Consider the following 25,323-nt stretch of genomic DNA (forward strand, 5'->3'; position numbering starts at 1 on the left):
GGTAGGGGTCGGCGCGGCATAGGGGCGGGACCATGGCAGCGCGCATCAAATTACCCTCGGTCGATCCGTTCCTGATGTGGCTGGTCGGCTGCGTCGTGGCGGCAAGCGTGCTGCCTGCGCGCGGGGTGGTGCTGGCGGGGTTCGACTTTGCCGCCAATGCCGCGATCGTGCTGCTGTTCTTCCTCCACGGCGCCAAGCTTTCGCGGGAGGCGGTGCTGGCCGGGATCGGGCACTGGCGGCTGCATCTGATGACGCTGGCTTTCACGTATATCCTGTTTCCGGTGCTGGGCCTTGCCGCGCAGGCGGTGACGGGGCGGTTTATCGACCCGACATTGGCGATGGGTCTCCTGTTCCTCGCGCTGCTGCCCTCCACGGTGCAAAGCTCGATTGCGATGACCGCAATGGCGGGCGGCAACGTTGCGGCGGCGGTGTGCAGCGCCTCGCTTTCCAACCTCATCGGCGTGGTGCTTACCCCGCTGCTGGTGGCGGTGTTCATCCATTCGAGCGGAAGCGTGGGCGGCGGGATGGACGGGCTCGCTTCGGTGGAAAAGATCGCAGGCCAGCTGCTGCTGCCCTTCGTCGTGGGGCATTTGCTGCGCCCGCTGATCGGCAAGTGGATCGATACGCACAAGAAGCTGCTGCAGCCGGTGGACCGGTCCTCGGTGCTGCTGGTGGTCTATTCCGCGTTCAGCGCGGCGGTGGTGAACGGGGTGTGGCTGCGTGTGGGGCCGTTTGACCTTGGCGTGTTGCTCGCGGCTTCGGCGGCCATGCTGGCGGTGGTGATCGCCATCAACGGCGTGGCCGCGCGGGCAGCGGGGCTCGCACGCGAGGATGCGATTGTCCTCCTGTTCTGCGGTTCGAAGAAAAGCCTGGTTTCGGGCGTGCCGATGGCGGGCGCCTTGTTTGCCCCGGCGCAAGTGGGCATCGTGATATTGCCGCTGATGATCTTCCACCAGCTGCAGCTTTTCGTGTGTGCCTGGCTTGCGGGGCGCTGGCGGCGCGAGGGTGAGGCGTTGGCGGCGGCCGAGGCCGAGGCGGCGCTTCTGCCGCCGCAGGGCGAGGCGGCGGCGCTGGCGCGGGCCGGGGAGATCGGTCTGCCGGTGCCTGAGGAATGCCGGGCCGGTGTGACTGCCAACCTCGCGCTGCTCACCCGCCACGCGCGGACCGTACTTGACGGGGGCAAGGCGTGAGGACGGCGCGGGATATCGCCGCCGCCGTGCGCGCAGGGCAAGTGACGGCGGCGCAGGTTGCCGAGCGCGCGCTTGCGGCCTTGGCGGCGGACCGGCATGTGGCGGTGACCCGTGTGCTGGCCGAGCGCGCCATGGCCGAAGCAGCAGCAGTGGATGCCAGACTTGCGCGCGGGGAGGACCCGGGGCCGCTGGCGGGCGTGCCCTATGCGGTGAAGGACCTGTTCGATGTCGCGGGGCTGCCGACAACTGCCGGTTCTGCTTCGCGCACCGGCGCCGCGCCGGCACGGGCCGATGCCGCAGCGATCCGGCGGCTCAACGCGGCGGGTGCGGTGCTGTGCGGCACGCTCAACATGGATGAGTTTGCGTATGGCTTTGCCACGGTAAACGCGGCCTTCGGCACCACGCGCAATCCGCATGATACGGCGCGGCTGGCGGGCGGCTCATCCGGTGGATCGGCGGCGGCGGTGGCGGCGGGGCTGGTGCCTTTGGCGCTGGGATCGGACACGAATGGTTCGGTGCGCGTGCCTGCCAGCCTTTGCGGGCTATATGGGCTGCGGCCGGCGCGGGGCGAGCTGCCGCTTGCAGGGACCTTTCCCTTTGCCGAGAGTTTTGACGAGATAGGGCCGTTTGCGGCGAGCCTCGACGACCTCGTGCTGGCGTGGGGCGTGCTGCGCGGGGAGGCGGTTTCGCCTTCAGAGGATGCGCCGCGCGTGGCCCGGCTGGGCGGGCGGTTCCGCGAGAATGCCGATCCGGCGCAGCTGGCCGCGATCGACATGATTGTGCCGGGTGCACCGCTGGTCGAGCTGCCCGATATCAGGCGGGCCCGCAGCGCGGCCTTCGTCATTACCGCCTACGAAGGCGGGCATTTGCACAGGGACGCGCTCGCCAGGCACCCGATGGCCTATGATCCGGCGGTACGCGACCGGCTGATCGCCGGGGCCTTGCTGCCCGACGCGCTTTACGAAAAGGCGCAGGCGTTCCGGGCGGACTACCGCGCGCGGATCGAGGCGCTGGTGGCAGGCTTCGACGTGCTGCTGGCACCGTCCGCGCCTTGCGCGGCGCCCCTGATCGCCGAACCGCAGATCATGATCGACGGGGCCCTGAGCCCGGCGCGCGCGGACCTTGGCATCCATACCCAGCCGATCACGTTCACGGGCCTGCCGGTGCTGGCGGTTCCGCTGAGGCGGCCGGGGCAATTGCCGCTTGGCTTGCAGCTGATTGGCAAGCCGGGCGGCGAGGGCGCGCTGCTGCGGCTGGCGGCGGAGCTTGAAGACAGAGGTATCACCGGCGTGACCATGCCGGAAAGCGTATTGGCGGGGGAAATGACATGACTGCGGTAGCGGCGGAACAAGGCCAAGGCCTGCTCGAACGCCAGTTCAGGCTGAGCGAACGTGGGACCACCGCGCGCACCGAGGTGCTGGCGGGGTTCACCACTTTCCTGACGATGGCCTATATCGTGCTGGTCAACCCGGCGATCCTGGGCCAGGCGGGGCTGCCGGTGGCATCGGTCGCGGCGGCAACGTGCTTTGCTGCCGCGTTCGCCTCGATCCTGATGGGCATGGTCGCGAATACCCCGCTGGCGCTGGCGCCGGGCATGGGGCTCAATGCCTATTTCAGCTTCACCGTGGTGCAGCAGATGGGCGTGCCTTGGCCGGTGGCGCTGGGCTGCGTGTTCATTTCGGGCGTGGCATTCCTGATCCTGACGCTGACGGGGGTGCGGCAACTGATCGTCTCGGTGATCCCGCAGCATCTCTTTGCGGCAGTCGCGGGGGGCATTGGCCTCTTCATCGGTTTCATTGGCCTCAAGGATGCCGGGATCGTCGTGGCCAATCCGGCGACCTTCGTGGCGCTCGGCAGCGTGACGCAGCCGGGGCCGGCGCTCGCGCTGTTCGGCCTTGTGGTGATCGGCGCGCTCTCGGTTTGGAATGTGCGCGCGGCCATGTTGATCGGGATTGTGCTGACGACCCTGGCCGGGTGGGCCATGGGGCAGGTCCATGCGCCGAGCGAGCCCTACAGCCTTTCGGCGCTGACCGCGACGGCGTTCAAGCTCGATATTCCCGGCGTGTTCGGGCTTTCCGGCAAGGCGGGGCTGGGGCTGCTTGAAATCCTCTTCGTGTTCCTGTTCGTCGATCTGTTCGACAACATCGGCACCTTGGTCGCGGTGACCAAGCGCGCCGGGCTGATGGATGCAGCAGGCAAGATCCCGGGCCTCAATCGCATTCTGATGACCGATGCCGTGGCGACCATGGTGGGCGCAGTAGCGGGCACCTCGACCGTCACCAGCTATGTCGAAAGCGCGGCGGGCGTGCAGGCGGGCGGGCGCACAGGGCTCACGGCAGTGGTCTGCGGGCTGCTGTTCTTCGCGACCATGTTCGTGGCGCCCTACGCGCAGCTCGTGCCACTGGCGGCAACCGCGCCGGCTCTGGTCGTGGTGGGGGGACTGATGCTGCTGCCCTTGACCGAGGTTGACTGGGAGGACCCGATGGCGGCGATCCCGGCGTTCCTGACGGTGGCGATGATCCCGCTGACGTTCTCGATCGCCAATGGCCTCGCCTTCGGGATTACCGCGCATGCCTTGCTCAAGCTGATCAAGGGCGAGGCGAGCTTCAAGGACTGGTTCCTGTACACACTCGCCGCGCTGTTCGTGGCGCGCTTTGCCTGGATGGCGGCAGCATGATCCGCAGGATTACCATTGCTCTGGCCGCACTGGCGGCGGCTTTCGCGGTGCCGGCGTGCGCCCAGCGGCTGGATGAAACGCCGCGCACGGTGGTGATGACGGCGTTCTATCCCGAGTGGCATTCGCTGGTGCCCACGATCAGGGATGCGAAAGAACACACGATCAACGGCAGCACCTTCCTGACGGGTACGCTGGAAGGCAAGCCCGTCGTGCTGCTGCAAAGCGGGGTCAGCGTGGTGAATGCCGCGATGAGCACGCAGATCGTACTCGACCGGTTCAACGTGAAGCGCATCGTGTTTTCCGGGATCGCGGGCGGTGTCGATCCGTCGCTGTCGATCGGCGATGTGGTGGTGGCGGAGAACTGGGGCCAGTATCTGGAAGGCTCGTTTGCGCGAAAAACGAAGCGCGGGTGGATGCCGCCGGATCAGGGCCATCCGGAATCCCCCGCGAACTGGAACTTCATCTTCCCGCGCGGGACGTTGATCACCAGCGCGGCGGCGAAGATGCAGCGCGTGTACCGCATTCCGGTCGATGCGGACCTTCTGGCGCTGGCGAGAAAGGTGGTGCCGACCATTGCATTGGAACGCTGCGTGCAGCCGTCTGACAAGATGCGCCCCGGATCGGCGCTGTGCCTGCCGCGCACGCCCAAGGTCGTGGTCGGCGGGACGGGAGTGACGGCGGGCATCTATGCCGACAATGCCGCGTTCCGCATCTACCTCCAGCGCGCTTGGAAGGCGCGGGTGCTCGATATGGAGAGCGCGGCAGTAATGCAGGTGGCGATGAGCAACAGCGTACCCGCGATCGTGTTCCGCAGCCTCTCGGACCTTGCCGGTGGAGACCAGCACAAGAACATGGAGTACACCTTCGAGCATCTCGCCTCGGCCAATTCGGCGCATGTCGTGCGCGCGTTTGTAGCGGCATTGCCCGACTGATGGGGCTCACGACCGTCTCGAGCCGCAAGGGCATGGTGACTGCGCCGCATCGGCTGGCGGCGGAGGCAGGCCTGTCCGTCTTGCAGGACGGTGGCAACGCTGTGGAGGCGACTGTCGCGGTCGCGGCATGCCTCGCGGTGGTCTATCCGCATATGACCGGGATCGGCGGGGATGGCTTCTGGGTGATCCACGAGCCCGATGGCGCGGTGCATGGGATTCACGGCTGCGGCGGGGCGGCGGGGGCGGCTTCGCTCGATCTTTATGCCGGGCTGGATGCGGTGCCGTTTCGCGGACCCTTGGCGGCGAATACGGTGGCGGGGACGATTTCGGGCTGGACGGCTGCGCTGGAAACGGCGGGCGGTTCGCTGCCGCTGGCGCGGCTCTTGCGCGATGCGATCGGCCATGCCCAAGCAGGCGTCGTGGTGACCGCTGGGCAGGCGGCGATTGCCAAGGCCAAGGGCGGCGAACTGCGCGGGCTGCCGGGGGCTTATGCCGCGACGTTCGAGCCGGATGGGCGGCCCCTCAGCGCAGGCGATGTGCTGCGCCAGCCGGTGCTGGCGGAAACTTTGCAGCGGCTTTGCGCGGAGGGGCTGGAAACCTTTTACACCGGCGCTTTGGCGGCAGACATTGCGGCGGATCTGGCCTTGCTGGGGAGCCCGGTTTCGGCGGCGGACCTGGCGACGCATGTCGTCTATCGGCCCGAGCCGCTGACGGTGCGGATTGGAGGCGCGCAGTTGTGGAACAGCGCGCCGCCGACGCAGGGGGCGGCTTCGCTGCTGATCCTGGCCCTGTTTGATCGGTTGGCGGCGGGCACGGCAGACGGGTTCGACCATGTCCATGGGCTGGTCGAAGCGACCAAGCAGGCGTTCATGCTGCGCGACAAGCATATGGGCGATCCGGTTTTCGACGGGTTCGACTGGCAAGCGCTGCTGAATGATGGGGCGGCGCTGGATGCGCTGGCGGCGCGGATCGATCCCGCCAAGGCGCTCCCCTGGCCGCAGCCGCCGCAGTGGGGCGATACCTGCTGGTTCGGCGCGGCGGACGGCGAGGGGCGCGTGGTGAGTGCGATCCAGTCGACCTATTTCGAGTTCGGTTCGGGGCTGGTGCTGCCGAATACGGGCATCACCTGGCAGAACCGGGGGAGCAGCTTCCGGCTGGCGGAGGGCGGGTGGAATGCGCTGAAGCCCTATCGCAAGCCGTTCCACACACTCAATCCGGCGCTGGCGCGGTTCGATGACGGGCGGGTCATGGCCTATGGCACGATGGGCGGCGAGGGGCAGCCTCAGACGCAGGCGGCGCTGTTCTCGCGCTATGCGCGGTTCGGCGCGGACTTGCAGGAAGCGATCAGCGCGCCGCGCTGGTTGCTGGGGCGGACCTGGGGGGACCAATCGACCACGCTCAAGCTGGAGGACGGGTTAGACCCGGCGATCTATGCGGCACTGGAAGCGGCAGGACATGCGGTCGAGCGCGTCGGGCCGCTGACCGCCACGATGGGCCATGCCGGTGCGATCGTGCGGCACAAGGACGGGCATCTCGACGGCGCAACCGATCCGCGCAGCGATGGCGGGGTGGCGGCATGGTGAGTGGCGGTGCACGGGCTGTCTTGCGGTGCGATTCGCTGGGGGTGCCGCCGTTCAGCGACAGCGCAGTGGGGCTGACCCGGACTTATCTATCGCCCGCCTATCATGCCGCGCAGGACAAGCTTGCCGAATGGATGGCCGAGGCAGGCATGGCGGTGCGATGCGATGCCGCAATGAACCTGATCGGGCGTTACGGGGGCCGCGAGCCAGGTGCTGCGGCGCTGGTGATTGGCAGTCATATCGACAGCGTGAGGAATGCCGGGGCTTATGATGGGCCGCTTGGGATCATGCTGGGAATTGAGGCGGTTGCGGCGCTTTCGTCGGGCGGTGTGCGAATGCCGTTTGCGGTCGAGGTCTATGCTTTCGGCGACGAGGAAGGATCGCGCTTTCCCGCCGCGATGCTGACCAGCCGGGCGGCGGCGGGGACGCTTGATCCGGCGGCGCTCGAGGTGGCTGACCGGGACGGGGTGCGGCTGGCGGATCTGGTCGATCTGGCGGCCTATCCCTCCGCCGCGCGCGCGCCCGGGGAGGTTTTGGCCTACCTCGAGGCACATATCGAGCAAGGACCTGTGCTGGAGGCCGAGGGGCTGGCGGTGGGCACGGTGATCGGCATTGCCGCGCAACTGCGCTTCGAGATCGAGGTGGGCGGCACCGCAGGCCATGCGGGGACGACGGCAATGGGCCTCAGGCGCGATGCGGTCGCGGGGATGGCCGAGATGGTGCTGGCCGCCGAATCCGTGGCGCGGGCTGGGCCGCCGGACCTCGTGGCGACTGTCGGCGTGGTGCAGGTGCCTTCGGGCGCGCCCAATGTGATTGCGGGCAAATGCGCCTTCTCGCTCGATGTGCGGGCGGCTAGTGTGCCCTCGCGCGATGCGGCGGCAGAGGAGATCCTGCGCCGCTTCCGCGAGATAGCCAATACGCGCGATCTCGGGCTTTCCGTGCGCAAGGGGCATGATCTGCCCGCCAGCCCCTGCGATCCTCGGCTGATCGCGCTGCTCGATGAAGCGGCACAGGCGGCGGGTCACCGGCCTTTCCGCCTCGTTTCGGGTGCGGGGCACGATGCCATGAACATGGCCGCGCTCTGCCCGACCGCCATGCTGTTTGTGCGCTGCCGGGGCGGCGTGAGTCACAACCCGGCCGAACATGTCGAGCCAGCAGACGCCGAGGCGGCGCTGGCGGTGATGTCCGGCTTTATCCAACGCCTGGGAGCGACCGTTGAACCCGCTTGATCCGACATTCTTCGGCGATATCGATCCGCCGCAGCGCTTGCTGATGGGGCCGGGGCCGGTCAATGCGCATCCGCGCGTGCTGCGCGCGATGGCGGCTGACCTGCTCGGCCAGTTCGATCCGGAAATGACCGGATTCATGAATCAGGTCATGGCGCTCTACCGCCCGGTTTTTGCTACCGAGAACCACTGGACCATGCTGATCGACGGCACCGCGCGCGCGGCGATCGAGGCTTCGCTGGTGAGCCTGGTCGAGCCCGGCGATACCGTGCTGGTGGTGAATTTCGGGCGCTTTGGCCTGCTGCTGACCGAGATTTTGGGGCGCATCGGCGCGGCGGTGGAGCAAGTGAGCGCGCCCTGGGGCGAGATCGTGCCGATAGCCGCGATTGCCGAGGCAATCGAGCGCTGTGGGCCCAAGGTCGTGGCGACGGTGCATGGCGATACCTCGACCACGATGGCGCAGCCGCTCGAGGGGCTCGGCGCGCTGTGCAAGGCGGCGGGGGCTTATGCCTACGTCGATGCTACGGCGACCCTTGGCGGCATGGAAATCGCGACCGACCGCTGGGGTGTCGATGTGGTGACGGGGGGCCTGCAGAAGTGCCTCGGCGGGCCTTCGGGCTCTGCGCCGATCACAATTTCGGACCGCGCGGCGGAGCGGATCTTTGCGCGGCGGCATGTCGAGCAGGGCATTCGCCGGGCGGATATCAGCGATGGGGCGGGGCCGCGCATCGGCTCCAACTACTTCGATCTTGCCATGATCATGGACTACTGGTCCGAGAAGCGGCTCAACCACCACACCGAAGCGACCTCGATGCTCTACGCCGCGCGCGAATGTGCGCGGGTGGCGCTTGGCGAGGGGCTGGAGGCGCGGTTCCTGCGCCACCGCAAGGCGGGCGCGGCGATGACGGCGGGCCTGCGCGCCATGGGCCTGACAGTGTTCGGCGATGACGCGCACCGCATGACCAATGTGACCGGCGTCTACATCCCCGAAGGCGTGGACGGCGAGGCAATCCGCACCGCGATGCGCGAGCATTTCGAGATCGAGATCGGCACCGCGTTCGGGCCGCTCGTAGGCAGGATCTGGCGGCTGGGCGCGATGGGGTACAACGCGATGAAGCACAAGGTCTTGCTCACGCTGGGCGCGCTGGAGGCGTGTCTGGCGGCGGCGGGGCATCCGGTGCCGCTTGGTGCGGCGGTGCCGGCGGCGCTGAAAGCGTGGGACGAGACGGCATGACGTCCGCGCGCGATCTGGTTGGATACGGGGCGACGCCACCCGAAGCCCGCTGGCCGGGCGGGGCGAAGGTCGCCGTGCAGTTCGTGATCAATTACGAGGAAGGCGCGGAGAACTCGGTCGTCAATGGCGACAAGGGTTCGGAGGCGTTCCTTTCGGATATGGTGGGGGCGGCGAGCCATCCGGCGCGGGCCATGGCGATGGAGAGCCTCTACGAATATGGCAGCCGCGCCGGGTTCTGGCGGCTGCACCGCTTGTTTGCGGAGCGCGGTGTGCCGGTGACAGTGTTCGGTGTCGCGGCGGCCATGGCGATGAACCCGGCGGCGGTCGAGGCGATGCTTGCGGCTGAATGGGAGATCGCGAGCCACGGGTACCGCTGGATCGATTACCAGTATGTCGCCGAGGAGTTAGAGCGCGAGCATATCGCCAAGGCCATTGCGCTCCACACCGAGCTGACGGGGGCGCGGCCGCTGGGCTGGTATCAGGGGCGGACCTCGCCCAACACGGCGCGGCTGGTGGTGGAAGAGGGCGGCTTTCTCTACGATGCGGACAGCTATGCCGATGATCTGCCTTATTGGGACCGGCGGCATGGGCGCCCGCAACTGATCGTGCCCTATTCGCTCGATGCCAACGACATGAAGATGGTGGCGCTCAACGGCTTTACCGAGGGCGAGCAGTTTTTCCGGTACTTGCGCGATACGTTTGAGCAATTGCGCGAGGAAGGCGGCCGGATGATGTCGGTCGGGCTCCATGGGCGGATTGCCGGGCGCCCGGCGCGGTCGCGGGCGGTCGCGCGGTTTGTCGATCATGTGATTGGGAGCGGGGATGCCTGGATTGCGCGGCGCATCGATATCGCGCGGCATTGGCTGGAGGTGCACCCGGCATGAAGGTGAACGATCCGGTGCTGCTGGCCGAAATGACCGCCGCGTTCGAGGCATACGAGCGTGCGCTGATGGCGGATGATCTGCCGGCGATGGACGCGTTGTTTCACGACGCACCGACCACCAACCGCTTTGGCGTGGGCGAGGTGCTGTGGGGGATCGAGGCCATCCGCGCGTTTCGCAAAGGGCGCGGCGGGTCGCCGCAGCGGCGGTTGGGGCATGTCGCGATCACGGTATATGGCGACAGCTTCGCGACCGCCGATGCCGAGTTCTTCCGCGAAAGCAGCGAGCGGCGCGGGCGGCAGAGCCAGGCTTGGGTGAAGTTTGAGGATGGCTGGAAAGTCGTCTCCGCGCACGTGAGCCTTGAAGGGGCGGGATCATGACGGCGCTGTTCGAGCATAGTCCGTGGGTCGAGGCGCGGGCTGACGCGGCGAGTTCGAGCGGGGACCGGCACGCGGACCTTATGGCAGTTGTCCATGCTGCGAGCGCAGAGGAGCAATTGGCGCTGATCCGCGCGCATCCGGAGCTTGCAGGCAAGGCGGCGATTGACCGGACCTTGACCGAGGCTTCGGCGGCGGAGCAGGCGAGCGCGGGCCTCGACCGACTGAGCGAGGCCGAGTTTGCGCGGTTCCATGCGCTGAATGCCGCCTACCGAGAGCGGTTCGGGTTTCCCTTCATCATCTGCGTGCGGCTGACCGACAAGGCAGGAATTCTGGCCGCGATGGAGGCGAGGTTGGCGAACGATCGGGAGACCGAGATCGCGGCCGCCATTGCTCAGATCGGCGAGATTGTGCGCCTCCGCCTGAGGGATATGGGGCTGGAGGACGCGCGATGACCATTGACTGGGCCGAGTGGCTCAATCTCGCCATCCGCTGGTTTCACCTGACCGCCGGGATCGCGTGGATCGGCTCGTCGTTCTACTTCGTATGGCTCGACAACCATCTTGTGCCGCCCAAAGCGGGTGAGGCATCGGGGGAGGTCTGGTCGGTCCACGGCGGCGGGTTCTACCACAAGCAGAAGTATCAGGTCGCACCGCGCGAGATGCCTCAGGACCTCCACTGGTTCATGTGGGAAGCCTATACCACCTGGATAACCGGCTTTTTGCTGCTGGTGCTGATCTACTGGGTGGGGGCGGCAAGCTTCCTGATCGATCCGGCCAAGGCCCGGCTTTCGCAAGGCGCTGCGGTGGGTATCGGCGCCGCTTCGCTGGTCGCCGGTTGGCTGGTCTACGACGGGCTATGCCGCTCGCCGCTCGGGCGCGATAACCGAGTGCTGGGTGCGGTGTGGTACGGTGTGCTGGTCGCGGCGGCATTCGGGCTCGACCATGTTTTCAGCGCGCGCGGGGCCTATCTGCATGTCGGCGCGATCATCGGTACGGCGATGGTCGGCAACGTGTTCTTCGTGATCATTCCGAACCAGCGCAAGGTGGTGGCCGCGCTGGTGGCGGGCGAAGTGCCCGATCCGGCGCTGGGCAAGGCGGCCAAGGCGCGCTCGCTGCACAACAACTACATGACCCTGCCGGTGCTGTTCATCATGATCAGTCACCACTACGCGATGACGTTCGGCGCGGGGCGGCCATGGCTGGTGCTGGCGCTGCTGGGGCTGACGGGCGTGGCGGTGCGGCATGTTTTCAACCTCAGGCATCGCGCCCAGCCGACCGGGCGGGCCATGGCGGTGGCGGGCGTGCTGGCACTGGTCAGCGTGACTTATGTTTCGGCCGAGAAGTCCACACTGCCGCCAAAAAGCACCGGCGGCGTGGCTGGGCCGGCGGATTGGGCAAGCGTGCAGCCCATCTTCGCGAAGCACTGCACCGCCTGCCATGCCGAGAAGCCGACCAGCGACCTGGTTGCCGCGCCGCCGCTGGGCGTGATGCTCGAAAGCTACGACCATGCCCGCCAGTTCGCCCCGCGCGTACAGAAAGTCGCGGTCGATGCCGAGATCATGCCGCTTGGCAACACGACCGGAATGACCCGCGCCGAACGCGACGCGCTGGGCCGCTGGATCGCCGCAGGAGCCCCGCAATGACGACGCTTTCAACGCATGTGCTCGATACCATGCATGGCCGGCCGGCGGCGGGCATGCAGTTGTGGCTGGAGGATGCGGGCGGCGATACGCTATTCGCGGGCGAGACCAATGCCGATGGGCGCTGCCCCGGCATGCCGGAACTGGCGCCGGGCCGCTATGCACTGACCTTTGTGGTGGCCGAATACTTCGCCGCAGCGGGCGTGGCGCTGCCCGATCCGCCGTTTTTGGGGGATGTGCGGATCGCGTTCGGAGTCGCCGATGGCGGGCACTATCACGTGCCGCTGCTCGTCTCGCCCTTTGCCTATTCGACCTATCGGGGGAGCTGAGCGGTGGGGGTGCGCTTCCTGCTGGATGGCGAGGTGATCGAAATCGCCGATCCCGATCCGACCGGCACGCTGCTCGAGACCTTGCGCGGGCCCTTGCGGCGCACGGGCACCAAGGAAGGCTGTGCGGAAGGCGATTGCGGGGCCTGCACGGTGCTGGTGGGCGAGCTATCGGACGGTGCGGTGCGGTGGCGGGCGGTCAATGCCTGCATCCTGTTTCTGCCGATGGTCCACGGCAAGGCGGTGATGACGGTGGAGAGCCTCGCGCCGCAAGGCAGGCTCAATCCGTTGCAGGCATGCATGGCAGCCAATGGCAGCTCGCAGTGCGGGTTCTGCACGCCCGGGTTCGTGATGTCGCTGCATGGGCGGGCAATCGGTGCACTGGGGAGCGAGCTGCCAGTGGCCGATGCGATTGCAGGGAACCTTTGCCGCTGCACGGGGTATGGGCCGATCCTGGAAGCGGGGCAGGCGGTGAGCCGGCTTGAGCAGGATGACAGCGGCGTGGCAGCGGCGTTGCCGGCGCTGACCGAAGCCGGGATGGCGAGCGGGACTTTCGAGGGACGGCAATGGTTTGTACCGCGTTCCTCGGATGAGCTTGCCGCTGTGCTGGCCGCGCATCCCGAGGCGCGGATTGTTGCCGGGGCGACCGATGTCGGCCTGTGGGTGACCAAGGGGCTGCGCGATCTCGATTGCCTGGTGTTCATCGGCGACGTCGCGGACCTCAAGGCCATCGACGAAACGCCCGAAGGGGTCCGCATGGGCGCCGGGGTCCGCTATGCCGAGGCTCATGGGGCGCTGGCGCGGTTGCATCCTGATCTGGGCGAGCTAGTGCGCCGGATCGGAGGCTTGCAGGTGCGCTCCTCCGCCACGGTCTGCGGGAATATCGCCAATGGTTCGCCTATCGGGGATGGTCCGCCGGCGCTGATTGCGCTGGGGGCGGAGCTGACCTTGCGCTCGGCAGCAGGGCGGCGGACAATGCCGCTTGAGGGCTACTTCCTCGATTACGGGAAGCAGGACCGGCGGCCTGGGGAATTTGTCGAGAGCGTGTTTGTGCCGCGTCCTTCGGCGGGCGCTATAGTCCATGTTTCCAAGCTATCGCGGCGATTTGACAGCGATATCTCTGCAGTTCTGGGAGCTTTCGCGCTGACTGTGGAGGCCGGCACGATCACGGCGGCACGGGCGGCGTTTGGCGGCATGGCGGCAACGCCTCGGCGTGCCGGGGCTTGCGAGGCGGCGCTTCTCGGCCAGCCGTTCAGCGAGGCAACGATCGCGGCGGCGGCAGAGGCACTGAAGGGGGACTTCAGCCCGCTGAGCGATGTGCGCGGTTCATCCGCCTATCGGATCGAGGCGGCCTCGGCGCTGCTGCGGCGCTTGTGGCACCGGGAGCAAGGCGCGGCGGTCTCGGTGCTGGACGTGGAGGCCTGACCGTGGCTGATACCGATCCGCTTTGGCCCGCCGAGATCAAGCCGGCCAACCCGCACGACAGCGCGCATCTGCATGTTGCGGGGCTTGCGCGTTACGTCGACGATGAGCCGGAACTGCCGGGCACGCTGCATCTGGCTTTCGGGCTCTCAAGCGAGGCGCGGGCGCGGATTGTCGCGGTCGATCTGGACGCTGTGCGGGCGTTTCCGGGGGTGGTCGCGGTCTACACGGCTACGGATATACCGGGTGAGAACAACGTCGGGCCGATCGCGCACGATGACCGGGTTCTGGCGGACGGTGACGTCATCAGTCACGGCCAGCCGGTGTTCCTGGTGGCTGCGGAGACGCGGCTTGCGGCGCGCAAGGCGGCGCGGCTGGGCAAGGTGACTTACGCGCCGTTGGAACCGGCCATCACAGTCGAACAGGCGCGGGCGGCGGGTTCGCGGATCGAGGCGGACCAGCGCATGGCGCGAGGCGATGCGGACGGGGCGCTCGCGGCGGCGGAGCATCGGCTTTCGGGATCGCTCTGGATTGGCGCGCAGGATCACTTCTATCTTGAAGGACAGATCGCCCATGCCCGTCCCGGGGAAGACGGGCAGATCCATGTCGTCTCCTCGAGCCAGCATCCCAGCGAGGTTCAGCATCTGGTGGCGCATCTGCTGGGGAGGCCCAGCGCGGATGTGACCGTGGAAGTGCGGCGCATGGGCGGGGCGTTCGGCGGCAAGGAAAGCCAGGCTGCGCTGTTTGCCGCCGCCGCTGCGCTGGTCACGCACCATACGGGTCGCCCCGCCAAGTTCCGCTGCGACCGTGATGACGACATGATCGTGACCGGCAAGCGGCACGACTTCGAGGTGGACTATGAAGTCGGCCACGATGCCGAAGGGCGGCTTGGCGCGGTCAGATTGCGGTTTGGCGGGCGCTGCGGGGCGACGATGGACCTCTCGCCGGGCATCAACGACCGGACAATGTTCCATGCGGACAACTGCTATTTCCTGCCCGACGTCGAGATTCTGTCCGAACGGCTGAAGACCAACACCGTTTCGGCAACGGCGTTCCGGGGTTTCGGGGGGCCGCAGGGGATGCTGGCGATCGAGCGGGTGTGCGATCACGTCGCGGCGTCGCTGGGGCTTGATCCGCTGACGGTGCGGGAGCGCAATCTCTATGGGCCGGGACGCGATGTGACGCCGTACGGCATGCAGCTGGAGGACAATATCGCGCCGCAGATCGTCGCTCGGCTGCGCGAGACCTCGGCCTATGATGCGCGGCGCGAGGCGATTGCCGCCTTCAATGCAAGCAGTCCGGTGCTCAAGAGGGGCATCGCGCTGACCCCGGTGAAGTTCGGGATCAGCTTTACCACCACGCACCTCAATCAGGCGGGCGCGCTGGTTCACGTCTATTCGGACGGTTCGATCCAGGTGAACCATGGCGGGACCGAGATGGGGCAGGGGCTCTATATCAAGGTCGCCCAGATCGTGGCGGACGTGTTTGGCGTGCCCGTCGGGCAAGTGCGGATCACGGCGACGCGGACTGACAAGGTGCCAAACACGTCCGCGACAGCAGCCTCTTCGGGTGCGGACCTCAACGGCATGGCGGCGCACCGAGCCGCCACGGCGATCGCCGGGCGCATGGCGGATTTTCTCGCCGGGGCTTGTGGCTGCGCGGCGGAGGATGTGCGGTTCACGCCCGAAGGCGTCGTGGCGGGCACAGCGCTGCTGAGCTTTGCAGAGGCTGCGCGCAAGGCATGGCTTGGGCGGATCTCCCTGTCCGCCACAGGGTTCTACGCCACGCCGGAGATCCAGTACGACCGCGCGTCGCACAAGGGGCGGCCGTTCTATTACTTTGCCTATGGCGCGGCGGTTTCAGAGGTGGTGGTCGATACGCTGACCGGCGAGCACAAGGTGCTGGCGGTCGATATCCTGCATGACGTGGGGCGCTCGCTCAATCCGGCGATCGACCGGGGGCAGATCGAGGGCGGCTTTGTGCAGGGGCAGGGCTGGCTGACGACCGAGGTGGTCGAGTGGGATGCCAAGGGGCGGCTGCTGAACCATTCGCCCGCGACCTACAAGGTACCGACGGCTTCGGATCGGCCGAAGCGGCTGCGGATCGACTTGTGGGACGGGGAGAATGCCAAGCCCACGATCCACCGCTCCAAGGCGGTGGGCGAGCCGCCGCTGATGCTGGCTAATTCGGTGTTCTGCGCCATCAGCGCCGCGATTGCTGCAACGGCGCCCGAGGCGCGTGTCTTGCCGCCGCTCGATGCCCCGGCGACACCCGAGGCGGTTCTGCGGGCGATTGCCGGGCTGCGGTCGGCGTGATGGACTGGCTGGATCAGCTCCCCAGGCTGGCGGCGCGCGGGCCGGTCGCGATGATCAGCGTGCTGGCGACCGAAGGCTCTGCGCCTCGCGGGGCGGGGACGCGGATGCTGGTGACGTCGGAAGCCGAGTTCGGCACGATCGGCGGCGGAGCGCTTGAGTTTCGCGCCGTGGAGCAGGCGCGCGCGGTTCTGGCGCATGCGGCCGGGACGTGGCGGGTGCAGGATTATCCGCTGGGGCCGCTGCTCGGCCAGTGCTGCGGCGGGCGGGTGCGGCTGCTGGTGGAGCATATCGACGCGCGGGCGCTGGGTTGGCTGGCCGAGGCTGCCGAGGGGCGCGTTCTGGTGAGCACGCTGCGGCCCGGACGGATCGAGCGATATGTCAATGACGGGCCGGCGGCGGGGCTTTCGGCGCGGGGGGACCGGCCCCGCGAGGGCGCGCGGCTGGCCGAGGTCATCGGGGGCTTCCGCCGGCCGCTCTACCTGTTCGGCGCGGGGCATGTCGGGCAGGCGATTGCGCGGCATGTTGCGGGGCTACCGATCCGGCTGGCGTGGTTTGATACGCGTCCGGTGTTCGAGACTATAGCGGGCGTCACGGTGGTGCCCGAAGGCGCGGCGGGGCAGTGCGTTGCCGAAGCGCCGGACGAGGCGGCGCTGGTGATCCTGACGCATGACCATGGGCTCGATTACCGGCTCACTCTTGCCGCACTGACGCGGGCGCCGCTGGCGTTCACCGGGCTGATCGGATCGCAGACCAAGCGCGCGCGGTTCCTTTCGCGGCTGGAGCGCGAGGGGGTATCGGCCGAGGCGCGTGCGCGGCTGACCTGCCCGATTGGCCTGCCCGGCGTGACCGGCAAGGAGCCCGACGTGATCGCCATCGCGCTGTTGGCGCAGCTGCTGCAATTGCCCGCTGCGAGCGCGGTGCAGGCCGTGGCGGCATGACGCGGGCCGGCTATCGCGGGGAAATCCTCAGCCTTGCGCACGATCCGGCCGAGGGGCCGGATGCGCTGCGGCATTTGGCGGACGGGCTGCTCGTGGTGGAGGAGGGCCGGGTGCTGGCGCGCGGGGCCTATGCCGAATTGGCGCCGTGCTTTCCGGGCCTTGCGGTGGAGCGACTGGAGGGGCTGATCGTCCCCGGCCTGATCGATGCGCATGTGCACTATCCGCAGCTTGGCCGGATCGCGAGCCATGGAGCGCAACTGCTCGACTGGCTGGAGCGGCATATCTTCCCGGCGGAGAAGGCTTTTGCCGATGCCGGGCATGCGGCGGGCGTGGCGGAGGCGTTTCTCGACGAACTGCTGCGCCATGGGACGACGAGCGCGCTGGTGTTCGGTACCGTCCATGCCGCCTCGGTCGACGCGTTCTTTGCCGCAGCCGAGGCGCGGGGCCTGCGCATGGCTTGCGGCAAGGTGCTGATGGACCTCGGCCCCGAAGGTCTGCGCGACAGCCCGGAGGAAGCGCGGCGCGAGAGCGCGGAGCTGATCCGCCGCTGGCACGGGCGCGCACGGCTGACTTATGCGGTGACGCCGCGCTTTGCGCTGACCTCGAGCGACGCGCAGCTGGCGGCAGCAGGCGCGCTGATGGCGGCCTTTCCCGGCGTACTGCTCCACACCCACCTGGCCGAGAACACGCGCGAGATTGCCGAAGTGGCGGCGCGGTTTACCGATGCGGCGGACTATCTCGATGTCTATGATCGCTTCGGGCTGGTGACGGAGCGATCGGTCTTTGCGCACGGAGTGCATCTCCCGGAGCGTTCCTGCGCACGGCTGGCCGAAAGCGGGGCGGGGATCGCGGTGTGCCCGAGTTCTAACTTCTTTCTTGGTTCGGGCATGTTCGATTTCGAGCAGGCAGAGCGCCACGGGGTTCGGTTGGGGCTGGGTTCGGATATCGGGGCGGGGACCACGCTCTCGCTGCTTCACAATGCGGGCCTTGCCTATCAGGCGGGCCTCGCGCGCGGCCATGCGCTCGACCCGTTCCGCGCGCTGTGGCTGGCGACGGGCGGATCGGCCCGGCTGCTCCATATCGATCACGAAGTGGGCATGCTGGCCGAGGGGCAGGAGGCGGACTTTGTGGTGCTTGATGACAAGGCGACCCCGGTGATGGCGCGGCGCACGGCTGGGGCGTCGCTGGCCGAGCGGCTGTTTGCGCTGCAGGTGCTGGGCGATGATCGGGCGGTGCGGCGGACTTACGTGATGGGCCGCTGCCTGTGGGACCGCGATGGAGTGCAGGAATGACCGATATCGACAGCTTCATTCGCGGTCTGCCCAAGGCGGAACTGCACCTCCATATCGAAGGCAGCCTGGAGCCCGAGCTGATGTTCGCGCTGGCCGAACGCAACGGGATCGCGATTCCCTTTGCAAGCGTGGAAGCTGTGCGCGCGGCCTATGCCTTTTCCAACCTGCAGGACTTTCTCGACATCTACTACGCGGGCGCCGGCGTGTTGCAGACCGAGGCGGATTTCCGTGATCTTGCCATGGCCTATTTCGAGCGGGCGGCCGCAGATGGCGTGGTCCATGCCGAGATCATGTTCGACCCGCAGACGCATACCGACCGGGGAATTGCGTTCGGCACGGTAATGGAAGGGCTGCTGGCGGCGATGGCCGAGGCGGAAGCGCGGCTGGGGATCACTTCGGTGCTGATCATGAGCTTTCTGCGTCACCTCACCGAGGAGGCAGCGTTCGAAACCTTGGCGATGGCGGAGCCCTGGCTCGACCGGATCGCGGCGGTAGGGCTCGATTCGAGCGAGGTGGGTCATCCGCCGGCGAAGTTTGCGCGGGTTTTCGCGGCCGCGCGGGCCAAGGGGCTGAAGCTCACCGCACATGCCGGGGAGGAAGGGCCGCCGGCGTATGTCCATGAAGCGCTCGATCTGCTGGGCGTGGACCGGATCGACCATGGCAACCGCGCGCTGGAGGATGCGGCGCTGGTGGCGCGGCTGGCGGGCGAGGGGATGACGCTGACGGTGTGTCCGCTGTCCAACCTCAAGCTTTGCGTGGTGGACGATCTTGCGATGCATCCGATTGATCGGATGCTGGCTCTTGGCATCAAGGCCACGGTCAATTCGGACGATCCGGCCTATTTCGGAGGCTATGTGGCTGAAAATTACCGCGCGGTGGCCAAAGCGCGGGGTCTTTCGCGCGGCGATCTCGTCACGCTGGCGAGGAACAGTTTTGCCGGATCATTCCTCCCGCCAGAGGCGGTGGCGCGGCATCTGGCGGCAATCGATGCTTTTGCGGGTGGCTAGCAATCGGGGCTTGCGCCTGCAGGGGCGCGCGGGCCAATGTCCAGACAGGCCAATCATGCACCCGGAGATTTCCATGCTGCGCCAGACGCTTGCCATCCTGCTGCTAACGGTTTGCGCGCCCGCCCAGGCCCAAACGGCGCCCGCACCCGCACCGGCCGCGGCCGATCAGCCCTCGCGGCTCTTCACCGGGGCTGACCTGTTCGGCCTTGAAATGGCGAGCGATCCGCAGATCAGCCCTGATGGTACGCGCATTGCCTATGTCCGCCGCTCCGGCGACATCATGACCGACAAGATGCGCTCGGCGATCTGGCTGGTAGACGTGAAGTCGGGCGAGCAGGTGCCGCTGACGGGTTCGGCGGGATCGCAGATGGCGCCGGCCTGGTCGCCCGATGGCAAGCGGCTCGCCTATGTCGCGGCAGAAGAGGGCGGCGCGCCGCAGCTCTTTGTGCGCTGGATGGACAGCGGCGCGGCAACCCGGATCACTGGGCAGCCGGATTCGCCTTCCAGCGTGGCATGGTCGCCCGATGGGAAGCAGATCGCCTATGTTATGCACGTGCCCGGCGAGCCTGCCCGGTTGGGCGAGCTGCCGCAGAGGCCTGAAGGCGCAAAGTGGGCCGAGCCGCTCGAAGTGATCGACCGGGTGACGTACCGCGCCGATGGCGAAGGTTATCTCAAGCCCGGCTTCGGACAGGTCTTCGTGGTCGCTGCCGATGGCGGGGCGCCGCGCCAGCTGACCTTCGGCAAGTTCGATGTTTCGGGGCCGCTCTCGTTTTCGCCTGACGGGCGGACGCTGGTGCTCTCGTCAAATCGCCGGGCGGACTGGGAGCGCGAGCCCAATGACAGCGAGGTCTATGCGCTCGATGTGGCCAGCGGGGCGCTGACGCAGCTGACAAAGCGCTATGGCCCGGACCACGGCGGGGTGCTTTCGCCCGATGGCAGCCGGATTGCGTTTCTCGGCTACGACGACGCCTACAAGAGCTATCAGCCCGACGGGCTCTACGTGATGGACCGCGACGGTTCGAACGTGAAGGCGCTCACCGCCGGGCTCGATCGCAATATCGAGGATGTGCATTGGGCGGCGGACGGCCGCTCGGTTTATGCGTCCTACGATGACAATGCGGTGCGCAAGGTGGCGCGGATCGACCTTGCCGGCAAGCTGACGGTCGTGGCCGAAGGGCTGGCCGGCGGGGGGCTCGACCGGCCTTACACCGGCGGCGAGTTCAGCGTCTCGAAGACCGGAAGCCTGGCCTGGACCGGGGACGCCAGCGGCGGCCTGCGCCCGGCGGATATCTTCGTCGGCAAGCGACAGGTCACCAGGCTCAACGAGACGCTTTTGGCCGACAGGACCATGGGCCGGGTCGAACCGCTGGATGTGACGGCGAGCGACGGGCGCAAGATCGGCGCGTGGCTGGTTTTGCCGCCGGGCTACCAGCCGGGCAAGCGCGTGCCGCTGATCCTCGAGATCCACGGCGGGCCGCACAGCGCCTATGGCGCGGTGTTTTCGAGCGACGACCAGCTCTATGCCGCGCGAGGCTACGCGGTGCTCTACACCAATCCGCGCGGCAGCACGTCCTACGGCGGCGACTTTGCCAACCTGATCGACAAGAATTACCCGAGCGACGACTACACTGACCTGATGAGCGCAGTGGATGCGGCGATCGCCAAGGGCGTGGCCGATCCCGGCAACCTCTTCGTGACGGGCGGGTCGGGCGGCGGGGTGCTGACAAGCTGGATCGTGGGCAAGACCGACCGGTTCAAGGCGGCGGCAACGCAGAAGCCGGTGATCAACTGGGCCAGCTGGGCACTGACAACCGACTCCACAGGCTTCGCCGGACGTTACTGGTTCCGCAAGCAGCCGTGGGAAGATCCGATGAGCTACTGGATCCGCTCGCCGCTTTCGCTGGTCGGCAATGTGAAGACGCCGACGCTGGTGGTGGTGGGAAGCGAGGACTACCGTACGCCGGTGAGCGAGTCCGAACAGTACTACGCCGCGCTGCAGATCCGGGGCGTGCCGACCGCGCTGGTCAAGGTGCCGGGCGCGAGCCACGGCGGATTTACCGCGCGGCCCTCGCAATCGGCGGCGAAGGCTGCGGCGATCCTGGCGTGGTTCGAGCGCTATCGCACCGACGCGGGCAAGAAGCCTTAAGGCATGGGTGTGAGGCGCTTCCTCCTTGCGCTGGTGCTGGCATTCGCGGGGCTATCCGGCGCCCATGCCGCCGAGCCCAGGCGGCAAGTCGTGATCGATGACGAGGGCTTTGCTCTCATGCATCTCATGCTGCTGGAGGACCCGCGCGTCGAAGTGCTGGGGATCACCACGGTTTCGGGCAATGTCTGGGCGAACCGCGCCACCGCGATGGTGCTGCGCGGGCTGGAGCTGATGGGGCACGAGGGGGTGCCGGTGGCTGAGGGGGCGACCTTTCCGCTGCTCAACTCCGAAGCGCGCACCGAGCGCTGGGAGGCGCTGTACGGCAAGCTGGTTTGGAAGGGCGCGTTCATGAAGCAGTGGGCCGAGCCCACCGCGCAGTCTGCGCCCGAACATCACGGGCCCTTCGATCCGGTGGACCTGCCCTGGGGCAATCCCAAGCTGAAACCCTTGCCCGAGGCGGCAGCGCTGTTCCTGATCCGAACGGTGCGCGCGCATCCGCATGGTGTGACGATCGTGGCCTGCGGGCCGCTTACCAATCTGGCGCTGGCGCAGAGGCTGGATCCGGAATTTGCCGGACTGGTCAAGGAACTGGTGATCATGGGCGGTAGCCTTGCTCCCAGGCAGGCACTGGACAATCGCTCTGCTGCCGACTTCGCGCGCGAGTTCGTCAATACGCCGCGCCGCGAGTTCAATATCCGTTTTGATCCCGAAGCCGCCAGCATGACGGCGCATGCGCCCTGGCCCAAGGTGACGATCATTCCCGCTGACCCCTCGACCGCGACGCAGCTTGTCCCGGCGCTGGTGGTGCGACTGGCCAAGGCGTCGCGGCCTCCGGTCGCGGCGATGATCCGGCGCATGGAACCGGGCTTTCCCATGTGGGACGAGATCGCAGCCGCCGTCTGGCTCGATCCCTCGCTGGTCACGAAGTCCGAGCGGCTGTGGTATGATTTCGATGTGCAGTTCGGGCCCGGCTATGGCGACATGCTGACCTGGCATGATGCCTATAGGCCAGGGCTCGACGAGGGGCGGGCGGATGTCGTGATCTCGGTCGATGTGCCGCGCATGGAAGCGCTGATTGCGCGTTCGCTGGGCGAGCGGTGAAGGAAGCCGAAGACGTTCGGTTCGTGGAGAGCACAGCGGCTGGGTGGTGACAGGCGCCCGGCCAGGGTTCTAAGGATCGGCAAAGCGCTGTTGGAGCCTGCCCGATGAATGCCAACCTTGTTGCCGTGTTCCTGGCTCGCCACGCGGGACATGAGGCGAAGCCCGCGCTGATCTGGCAAGGCGAGGCGGTCTGCACATTCGGCGAACTGCCGGCCATGATCGGTCGCTATCGGGCGGCGCTGGCGCAGCTTGGCGTCACGCGCGGTGCGCGGGTGATGATCAAGGCGGAGAATTCGCCGGGCTTTGCGCTGACCTATCTGGCCGTGCTGGCCTCGGGGGCGATCGCGGTGCCGGTGAACCCGGCCTATACCGCCTCCGAGGTTGCGTTGCTGATCGAGGATGCCGAGCCCGTACTGCTGGTGCATGGCTCTGCGACCGCAGTGCCGGAGGGCGATCGCCCCAAACGGCTGACGTTGGAGCCTGACGGCTCGGGCACGCTTGCCGAGCTGACGGCGGGGCTTGAACCCGATCTGGCGGTGGAGGAGATGGCCGAAACCGATCTTGCCGCGATCCTCTTTACCTCGGGCACCACCGGGCGGCCCAAGGGGGCGATGCTGATGCACCGCAACCTCTCCTCCAATGTCGCGGCGCTTTACGAGACCTGGCGCTTTTCGGATGCGGATTCGATCCTGCACAGCTTGCCGCTGTTCCATGCACATGGCCTGTTCGTGGCGCTTCATCTGGGGCTCTACAGCGCGGCGACAGTGCATCTGCTGGGCAAGTTCGATGCGGCCAAGGTGGTGGCGCTGCTGCCCTCTGTCAGCGTGTTCATGGGAGTGCCGACGTTCTACACCCGGCTGCTGGAGCGAGAGGATTTCACCCGCGAGGCGACCGCCGCGATCCGCCTATTCATTTCCGGCTCGGCGCCGCTGCTGCCTTCGGTCTTTTCCGCGTTCGAGGCGCGCACCGGGCAGCGCATTCTGGAACGCTACGGCATGACCGAGGCGGTGATGATCACCTCGAACCCCTATGCGCCCGAGGGGAGGATTGCGGGCACGGTGGGCTATCCGTTGCCGGGCGTGGAACTGCGCGTTGTCGGCGGCGAGGGCCGCGCGGAGCTGCCGCCGGGCGAGACGGGCGAGATCGAGATCCGGGGGCCGAACCTGTGCGCCGGATACTGGCGGCGGGCGGAGGCAACTGCGGAGGCGATCGGGCCGGACGGATTCTTCGTGACCGGCGATACCGGATATCGCGATGCGGACGGGCGCGTGACGATTGCGGGCCGCTCGAAGGACCTGATCATTTCAGGCGGGTTCAACATCTATCCGGCGGAGCTGGAAATGGTGCTGGCCGAAGTGGACGGCGTCGCCGATGTTGCGATCATCGGCGTTCCGCATCCCGATTTTGGCGAGGCGGTGGTGGCGGTGGTGACGGCGGAGCGGGCGGACCTTGATCCCGCCGCGATCGAGGCGGTGGCCCGCGAGAAGCTCGCCCGCTTCAAGCAGCCCAAGGCGATCCGGATCGTGCCGGAATTCCCGCGCAATGCCATGGGCAAGGTGCTGAAGGCAGACCTTCGACGCCAGTTTGCGGCGTTGTTTCAGGGGCGGGAATAAATTGGTCGGGACGAGAGGATTCGAACCTCCGACCCCCACACCCCCAGCCGCTAATTTGAGTGGCCTCTAAAGCACCGATTTTAAACAAAAAACCTTGATTTTTTGGGCCTTATCGAGTACCTCGGTGGTGCTGTGGTGGTGCAGATTTTCCTGTTTTGTTCCGCCTTGTTTCATCAATTTGCACCACCACAGCACCACGGGATTTTGAGTTCTGCTAGACAGGTGAGGCCGCCCGATGCGTTCTGCATTGACCCAACTGGTTGTTGACAAGATCACGCCGAAACCGCGGCCCGTGGAGCATCGTGACACGCGGCTCAAGGGGCTGGTCTTGCGGGTGACGCCGGGCGGTGCGAAGTCGTGGTATTGCGAATTCGCACGGGGGAAGCGCGTCTGGTTGGGGCGAGCGGATGTCCTCAGCTTGAGCGATGCGCGCGAGAGCGCCCGCGGCATTCTGGCTGAAGTCTTCCAGGGGATCGATCCGATCGAAGCGCGCAAGCCGAAGGCAGAGATGCCGACCTTCGGGGCGTATATCGAAGGCGACTATGCCGCCTGGGCGAAGGCCAGCCAAAAGGCCCATGAGCAGAACGTCAAGCGGCTCAAGACTGCATTCAAGGCACTGCTCAAGAAGCCGCTCGACAAGATCACCGCACTCGATGTCGAGCGCTGGCGCGCCAAGGAAGTCGATCGGGGCCTCAGCAACCAGACGATCAACCGGGACATTGCCTCGATCAAGGCCTGCTTCAATCGTGCGGTCGATTGGGAGATCCTTCCCACGAACCCCCTTGCCAAGGTGAAGAAGGCGCGGGTCGATGATTGCCTCAAGGTTCGCTATCTCAGCGCAGAGGAAGAAGCACGGCTGCGCAGCGCGATAGAGGATCGGGAAGAACGCCGCCGCGCTGAGCGCGACAACGCCAACCAGTGGCGGGCGCAGCGCGGATACCCGTTATTGCCCAGCCTGCGGGATGTGGTCTTCACTGACCATGTCAAACCCCTGATCCTGCTCTCGATCAATACGGGATGTCGCAGAGGTGAGCTGTTCGACCTGACCTGGTCAAACGTCAATCTGGACCGGCGCATTCTGACGGTGACCGGCGCAACCGCCAAGTCGAGGCGGACGCGTCATATTCCGCTCAATCGGGAGGCAACATCGGCATTGCTCAACTGGCGCGCACAGAGCGAAGACACTACGGGGCTCGTGTTCGTCAACGAGCAGGGTGACCGGTTTGATCGCGCCAATTCGTCATGGCGGCGTTTGCTCAAGCAAGCACAGATCACGGACTTTCGCTGGCACGACATGCGCCACCACTTTGCATCTCGCCTTGCAATGGGCGGCGTCGATCTCAACACCATCCGCGAGTTGCTCGGCCATAGCTGACGTGACCCCCTGATTTCCATCCAGGAATGATTAGAGTCCGGCCTATGGA

The 25,323-nt window shown here is 67.0% G+C and carries 21 protein-coding genes; all 21 read left to right on the forward strand.

The genetic code is table 11. The features are described from left to right. Positions 1-32 precede the first annotated feature (32 nt). The 21 genes from WCL10_RS08615 (at position 33) to WCL10_RS08715 (ending at position 25,274) form a co-directional block, all read left to right on the forward strand. On the forward strand, positions 33-1,190 hold the full coding sequence (locus tag WCL10_RS08615) for a bile acid:sodium symporter (RefSeq protein WP_336895216.1): 1,158 nt from the start codon (positions 33-35) through the stop codon (positions 1,188-1,190). Then, positions 1,187-2,521: an AtzE family amidohydrolase gene (locus tag WCL10_RS08620; RefSeq protein ID WP_336895217.1), complete on the forward strand. Its 1,335-nt coding sequence runs from the start codon at positions 1,187-1,189 to the stop codon at positions 2,519-2,521. Before WCL10_RS08615 ends, WCL10_RS08620 begins: the two co-directional genes overlap by 4 nt. Beyond that, positions 2,518-3,867 (forward strand): NCS2 family permease, encoded by a 1,350-nt coding sequence (locus WCL10_RS08625; protein WP_336895218.1) that lies wholly within the window; start codon positions 2,518-2,520, stop codon positions 3,865-3,867. Before WCL10_RS08620 ends, WCL10_RS08625 begins: the two co-directional genes overlap by 4 nt. Next, positions 3,864-4,799, forward strand: a complete 936-nt coding sequence (locus WCL10_RS08630) for a 5'-methylthioadenosine/S-adenosylhomocysteine nucleosidase (RefSeq protein WP_336895219.1) — start codon at positions 3,864-3,866, stop codon at positions 4,797-4,799. The genes WCL10_RS08625 and WCL10_RS08630 overlap by 4 nt, the downstream gene beginning before the upstream one ends. Further along, on the forward strand, positions 4,799-6,382 hold the full coding sequence (locus tag WCL10_RS08635) for a gamma-glutamyltransferase (protein ID WP_336895220.1): 1,584 nt from the start codon (positions 4,799-4,801) through the stop codon (positions 6,380-6,382). The genes WCL10_RS08630 and WCL10_RS08635 overlap by 1 nt, the downstream gene beginning before the upstream one ends. Then, positions 6,376-7,608, forward strand: coding sequence for an allantoate amidohydrolase (locus WCL10_RS08640; RefSeq protein WP_336895221.1), 1,233 nt, complete (start codon positions 6,376-6,378; stop codon positions 7,606-7,608). The genes WCL10_RS08635 and WCL10_RS08640 overlap by 7 nt, the downstream gene beginning before the upstream one ends. Next, complete coding sequence (locus WCL10_RS08645) at positions 7,595-8,839, forward strand: alanine--glyoxylate aminotransferase family protein (RefSeq protein ID WP_336895222.1); 1,245 nt, start codon at positions 7,595-7,597, stop codon at positions 8,837-8,839. The genes WCL10_RS08640 and WCL10_RS08645 overlap by 14 nt, the downstream gene beginning before the upstream one ends. Beyond that, the gene (gene puuE / locus WCL10_RS08650) at positions 8,836-9,723 is read left to right on the forward strand and encodes an allantoinase PuuE (protein WP_336895223.1); all 888 of its coding nucleotides are present in this window, start codon (positions 8,836-8,838) and stop codon (positions 9,721-9,723) included. The genes WCL10_RS08645 and puuE overlap by 4 nt, the downstream gene beginning before the upstream one ends. Next, positions 9,720-10,100: an oxalurate catabolism protein HpxZ gene (gene hpxZ, locus WCL10_RS08655; RefSeq protein ID WP_336895224.1), complete on the forward strand. Its 381-nt coding sequence runs from the start codon at positions 9,720-9,722 to the stop codon at positions 10,098-10,100. Before puuE ends, hpxZ begins: the two co-directional genes overlap by 4 nt. Then, positions 10,097-10,552, forward strand: a complete 456-nt coding sequence (uraD, locus tag WCL10_RS08660) for a 2-oxo-4-hydroxy-4-carboxy-5-ureidoimidazoline decarboxylase (protein WP_336895225.1) — start codon at positions 10,097-10,099, stop codon at positions 10,550-10,552. The genes hpxZ and uraD overlap by 4 nt, the downstream gene beginning before the upstream one ends. Further along, on the forward strand, positions 10,549-11,742 hold the full coding sequence (locus WCL10_RS08665) for a urate hydroxylase PuuD (protein ID WP_336895226.1): 1,194 nt from the start codon (positions 10,549-10,551) through the stop codon (positions 11,740-11,742). Before uraD ends, WCL10_RS08665 begins: the two co-directional genes overlap by 4 nt. Next, on the forward strand, positions 11,739-12,068 hold the full coding sequence (gene uraH / locus WCL10_RS08670) for a hydroxyisourate hydrolase (RefSeq protein ID WP_336895227.1): 330 nt from the start codon (positions 11,739-11,741) through the stop codon (positions 12,066-12,068). The genes WCL10_RS08665 and uraH overlap by 4 nt, the downstream gene beginning before the upstream one ends. A 3-nt stretch (positions 12,069-12,071) precedes the next feature. Beyond that, complete coding sequence (xdhA, locus tag WCL10_RS08675) at positions 12,072-13,490, forward strand: xanthine dehydrogenase small subunit (RefSeq protein ID WP_336895228.1); 1,419 nt, start codon at positions 12,072-12,074, stop codon at positions 13,488-13,490. Between the two features lie 2 nt (positions 13,491-13,492). Further along, positions 13,493-15,802, forward strand: coding sequence for a xanthine dehydrogenase molybdopterin binding subunit (gene xdhB, locus WCL10_RS08680; protein WP_336895229.1), 2,310 nt, complete (start codon positions 13,493-13,495; stop codon positions 15,800-15,802). Continuing rightward, positions 15,802-16,740, forward strand: a complete 939-nt coding sequence (xdhC, locus tag WCL10_RS08685; protein WP_336895243.1) for a xanthine dehydrogenase accessory protein XdhC — start codon at positions 15,802-15,804, stop codon at positions 16,738-16,740. Before xdhB ends, xdhC begins: the two co-directional genes overlap by 1 nt. Beyond that, positions 16,737-18,032, forward strand: a complete 1,296-nt coding sequence (gene guaD / locus WCL10_RS08690; RefSeq protein ID WP_336895230.1) for a guanine deaminase — start codon at positions 16,737-16,739, stop codon at positions 18,030-18,032. Before xdhC ends, guaD begins: the two co-directional genes overlap by 4 nt. After that, positions 18,029-19,039 carry an adenosine deaminase gene (locus tag WCL10_RS08695; protein ID WP_336895231.1) on the forward strand — a complete coding sequence of 337 codons (1,011 nt, stop codon included), beginning with the start codon at positions 18,029-18,031 and terminating at the stop codon, positions 19,037-19,039. Before guaD ends, WCL10_RS08695 begins: the two co-directional genes overlap by 4 nt. Positions 19,040-19,112: 73 nt before the next feature. Further along, positions 19,113-21,185: a S9 family peptidase gene (locus WCL10_RS08700; protein ID WP_336895232.1), complete on the forward strand. Its 2,073-nt coding sequence runs from the start codon at positions 19,113-19,115 to the stop codon at positions 21,183-21,185. 3 nt (positions 21,186-21,188) lie between these two features. Continuing rightward, on the forward strand, positions 21,189-22,286 hold the full coding sequence (locus WCL10_RS08705; RefSeq protein ID WP_336895233.1) for a nucleoside hydrolase: 1,098 nt from the start codon (positions 21,189-21,191) through the stop codon (positions 22,284-22,286). Positions 22,287-22,390: 104 nt separating this feature from the next. After that, entirely contained in the window at positions 22,391-23,899 is a 1,509-nt protein-coding gene (locus tag WCL10_RS08710; protein WP_336895234.1) for an AMP-binding protein, read from the forward strand. Between the two features lie 235 nt (positions 23,900-24,134). Next, entirely contained in the window at positions 24,135-25,274 is a 1,140-nt protein-coding gene (locus WCL10_RS08715; protein ID WP_336895235.1) for a tyrosine-type recombinase/integrase, read from the forward strand. Positions 25,275-25,323 lie beyond the last annotated feature (49 nt).

This window comes from Novosphingobium sp. (assembly GCF_037133355.1).
GTDB lineage: Bacteria > Pseudomonadota > Alphaproteobacteria > Sphingomonadales > Sphingomonadaceae > Novosphingobium.

Bases quoted from the DNA above. Each gene is read 5' to 3' on its own strand.
- WCL10_RS08615 (WP_336895216.1), top strand. From the start codon at position 33: ATGGCAGCGCGCATCAAATTACCCTCGGTCGATCCGTTCCTGATGTGG.
- WCL10_RS08625 (WP_336895218.1), top strand. From the start codon at position 2,518: ATGACTGCGGTAGCGGCGGAACAAGGCCAAGGCCTGCTCGAACGCCAG.
- WCL10_RS08630 (WP_336895219.1), top strand. From the start codon at position 3,864: ATGATCCGCAGGATTACCATTGCTCTGGCCGCACTGGCGGCGGCTTTC.
- WCL10_RS08635 (WP_336895220.1), top strand. From the start codon at position 4,799: ATGGGGCTCACGACCGTCTCGAGCCGCAAGGGCATGGTGACTGCGCCG.
- WCL10_RS08640 (WP_336895221.1), top strand. From the start codon at position 6,376: ATGGTGAGTGGCGGTGCACGGGCTGTCTTGCGGTGCGATTCGCTGGGG.
- puuE (WP_336895223.1), top strand. From the start codon at position 8,836: ATGACGTCCGCGCGCGATCTGGTTGGATACGGGGCGACGCCACCCGAA.
- hpxZ (WP_336895224.1), top strand. From the start codon at position 9,720: ATGAAGGTGAACGATCCGGTGCTGCTGGCCGAAATGACCGCCGCGTTC.
- uraD (WP_336895225.1), top strand. From the start codon at position 10,097: ATGACGGCGCTGTTCGAGCATAGTCCGTGGGTCGAGGCGCGGGCTGAC.
- WCL10_RS08665 (WP_336895226.1), top strand. From the start codon at position 10,549: ATGACCATTGACTGGGCCGAGTGGCTCAATCTCGCCATCCGCTGGTTT.
- uraH (WP_336895227.1), top strand. From the start codon at position 11,739: ATGACGACGCTTTCAACGCATGTGCTCGATACCATGCATGGCCGGCCG.
- xdhC (WP_336895243.1), top strand. From the start codon at position 15,802: ATGGACTGGCTGGATCAGCTCCCCAGGCTGGCGGCGCGCGGGCCGGTC.
- guaD (WP_336895230.1), top strand. From the start codon at position 16,737: ATGACGCGGGCCGGCTATCGCGGGGAAATCCTCAGCCTTGCGCACGAT.
- WCL10_RS08695 (WP_336895231.1), top strand. From the start codon at position 18,029: ATGACCGATATCGACAGCTTCATTCGCGGTCTGCCCAAGGCGGAACTG.
- WCL10_RS08700 (WP_336895232.1), top strand. From the start codon at position 19,113: ATGCTGCGCCAGACGCTTGCCATCCTGCTGCTAACGGTTTGCGCGCCC.
- WCL10_RS08705 (WP_336895233.1), top strand. From the start codon at position 21,189: ATGGGTGTGAGGCGCTTCCTCCTTGCGCTGGTGCTGGCATTCGCGGGG.
- WCL10_RS08710 (WP_336895234.1), top strand. From the start codon at position 22,391: ATGAATGCCAACCTTGTTGCCGTGTTCCTGGCTCGCCACGCGGGACAT.
- WCL10_RS08715 (WP_336895235.1), top strand. From the start codon at position 24,135: ATGCGTTCTGCATTGACCCAACTGGTTGTTGACAAGATCACGCCGAAA.